This is a genomic window from Paratractidigestivibacter sp. (assembly GCF_052362415.1).
Taxonomy (GTDB): Bacteria; Actinomycetota; Coriobacteriia; order Coriobacteriales; family Atopobiaceae; genus Paratractidigestivibacter.
In genome coordinates, this window is the sequence record NZ_DAWEMK010000008.1 from 1 (window position 1) to 3092 (window position 3092).

A 3092-nucleotide genomic window follows, 5' to 3' on the forward strand; every position below is an offset into this window, starting at 1 on the left:
GTGCCGAGGCCGGGCTGGTCGACCAGGAAGGCGATAGCGGTGAGGATGCCGCCGCCGATGACGAACGGCAGCATGTGCGAGACGCCGTTCATCAGGTGCTTATAGATGGTGTGCCAAGCGGAGTCGCCCTCGGCGGCAGCCGCGGCGCCGGACTCAGAGCCCTTGCCCTCCTGGACGGGCGCCTCGCCGTTCAGGATGATGTTGATGAGCTTCTCGGGGTCGTTGATGCCCGCGGAGACGTTCGTGGAATAGACCGGCTTGCCGTCGAAGCGCGAGAGATCGACGTTCTTGTCCGCGGCGATGACGATGCCCTTGCAGTGGGCGATCTCGTCGGCGGTCAGGATGTTCTTGGCGCCCGCGGAACCCTGGGTCTCGGCCTTGAGCTTGATGCCCATCTCGGCGGCCTTCTTCTCGAGGTTCTCGGCGGCCATGTAGGTGTGGGCGATGCCGGTCGGGCACGCGGTGATGGCCAGGACCTCGGGCCACTCGGAGTCGGAGGTCTTGGGCGCGGCGGCAGCCTCGGCCTTAGCGGCCTCGGCGGCGTTGCGGTCGGCCTCGGCGGCGTCGATGGCGGCGAGGAACTCCTCGGGGGTCTTGGCGGCGCGGAGCTTGGCGGCGAAGTCCTCGTGCATGAGGAGGGCCGAGAGCTTGGCGAGCATCTCGAGGTGGACGTCGTTCTCGCCCTCGGGCGCGGCGATGGCGAAGACAAGGTCGCAGGGGGCGTCGTCGGGGGCGTTCCAGTCGACGCCGCCGGGGATGGTCATCGCGGCGAGGCCGGCCTTGGCCACCGCGGCGACCTTGGCGTGCGGAATCGCGATGCCGTCGCCCACGGCGGTCGAGAACTCCGCCTCACGGGCGAGGACACCCGCCTTGTAGCCGTCGGCGTCGGACACGTTGCCGGCGGCGACCTGAAGGGCGACGAGCTGATCGATGGCGTCCGCCTGGCTTGCGGCGGTCGCCCCGACCTTGACGCTCTGCGCGCTCAATAGATCAGTGATCTTCATTCGAGCTCCTTTCTGTGGAACTGCTTACACACGTTGCTTCGCGGGCGAGAAGCGCTCGCCCGCACGGCTCGCCTACTGCGCGCGGGCCATCAATTCCTCGACCTCCGCGCGCGTGGCGAGGTGGTCGGAAAAAGCGCTTGCGGAGCCTGCGGAGAGGCCCATCTTGAAGGCGGTCTCGTAGGAGCCCGTCTCGAGGTAGCCGGCGATGAAGCCGGCGACGGAGGAGTCACCCGCGCCGACGGAGTTGACGACGGTGCCCTTGGCCGCGGGGCTCTTGTGCACGCCGCCGTCGGCGTCGACGAGGACGCCGCCCTCCCCCGCCATCGAGACGAGCACGTTAACGGCGCCCTTCTCCTGGAGCTGCTTGGCGTAGGGCACGACCTCGTCGCGGGTCTTGAGCTCGACGCCGAAGATGTCGCCGAGCTCGATGTTGTTGGGCTTGACGAGGAACGGCTTGTACGGGAGGACGCGGGTGAGCAGGTCGCGCTCGGCGTCGACGACGATGCGCACGCCGCGGCCGTCGAGGCGGGCCATGATGCGCTCGTACATGTCGCCGGGAAGGGTGTTCGGCACGGAGCCGGAGATCACGAGGATGTCTCCCTCGCCGAGGACGTCGAGCTTCGCGTAGAGCTCGGCGATGTTGTCCTCGGCGATGCGGGGGCCCTGGCCGTTGAGCTCGGTTTCCTCGTTGGACTTGATCTTCGCGTTGATGCGGGTGAAGCCCTCGTCGACGTGCACGAGGTCGTGGTCGATGCCGGAGGCCGCGAGCAGCGACTCGAGCGCGATGCCCGTGAAGCCGGCCGAGAAGCCGAGCGCGCGGGAGGCGTGACCGAGGTTGCCGAGGACGATGGACACGTTGATGCCCTTGCCGCCCGGCAGGATCTGCTCGTAACTCGTGCGGTTGATCACGCCGAGGCGCATGTCGTCGACGCGTACGATGTAGTCGAGCGAGGGGTTGAACGTGACGGTGTAGATCATAAGGAGCCTCCGCGACGTTGATGATGATTGCTATGGCTACTATTGCACGTTTTTGCTCGATTGTGAAGGAAAATTTGCAAAGTCGGGCATTCCGTTACGAGCGGCTTAAAGACATTGACAGACGGCTGTCGTTTATCTCTGTTTTGGAAGTTCTTGCTCGTTTGTTGACGAAAATGATGATTCGTCAGTCGGCGACCTCAACGTTCTCGAGCTCCGCGTACGCGCTGCCCTCGGGAAGCGCGCTCGTGATGATAGTCACGTCGGCGAAGTCGCCGAACGTGACGAGGCTCGTGCGGCCGAGCTTGCTCGCGTCGGCAAGCACGAAGCGGTGGATGGTCTGCCTCATCGAGAAGCGCTTGACCTCCGCCTCCGAGATGTCCGGCGTGGTGAAGCCGTCCTCGGGCGTGGCCCCGTTCGTGCCCCAGAAGCCCAGCGTGAAGTGGTAGCGGCTGATGGTGGCGTTGGCATCAGGCCCTACGAGGGCGCCCGTGGCGGACTTGAGCGAGCCGCCGAGCACGGTGACCTCAAAGCCGCGCGAGGCGAGCTTGAGGGCATGGCTCACGCAGTCGGTCGCATAGACGGCGCGCTTCTCGGTAAGCTCGTCGATGAGGGCGTCAACCGTGGAGCCGGCGTCCAGGTAGACGAAGTCCCGCGGGCCCACGAGCTGGGCGGCGCGGCGGGCGATGGCGCGCTTCTGAGCCGCGTGGAGGCCGGCGCGCTCCGCGACGGAGATGTCGCGCGTGACGCCCTCGCGGTCGAGCGCGATCGCGCCGCCGTGCACCTTGCACAATAGCCCGGCCTCGTCGAGCTTCTCGAGGTCTCGCCGGATGGTCGACTCGGAGATGCTGAGCGTTTCGGCGAGGTCGACGACGGAGGCGGAGCCGTCCCGGTTAACGATGTCGAGGATGCGCGCGTGTCGGTGGTCTGCGAGCATGCTAGTTCTTCTCCTCCTCCGGGTACACGACGCCCCAGGCGGCGCGTGCGTCGGTCATGATGCGCATGACGTCGGCGGCGTAACGGATGAGGGACGCGGCATGGGCGTCGCCCGCGGCGGCGCGCTCGAGGTCGGCCATCTCGTAGCAGAGCGCGTAGGCCTCCTCGCCGGCGTGG

At 66.9% G+C, this 3092-nt stretch carries 3 protein-coding genes; all 3 read right to left on the minus strand.

Annotated elements, in window-relative coordinates:
- The coding region (locus tag ACT84W_RS01695; RefSeq protein ID WP_444327989.1) for a fructose PTS transporter subunit IIB at nucleotides 1-1004 on the minus strand (1004 nt) is incomplete at its 3' end.
- Nucleotides 1005-1076: 72 nt separating this feature from the next.
- Nucleotides 1077-1982 (minus strand): 1-phosphofructokinase, encoded by a 906-nt coding sequence (gene pfkB / locus ACT84W_RS01700; protein ID WP_444327990.1) that lies wholly within the window; start codon nucleotides 1980-1982, stop codon nucleotides 1077-1079.
- A 184-nt stretch (nucleotides 1983-2166) separates the two neighbouring features.
- Complete coding sequence (locus ACT84W_RS01705) at nucleotides 2167-2916, minus strand: DeoR/GlpR family DNA-binding transcription regulator (protein ID WP_444327991.1); 750 nt, start codon at nucleotides 2914-2916, stop codon at nucleotides 2167-2169.
- Between the last annotated feature and the right edge of the window lie 176 nt (nucleotides 2917-3092).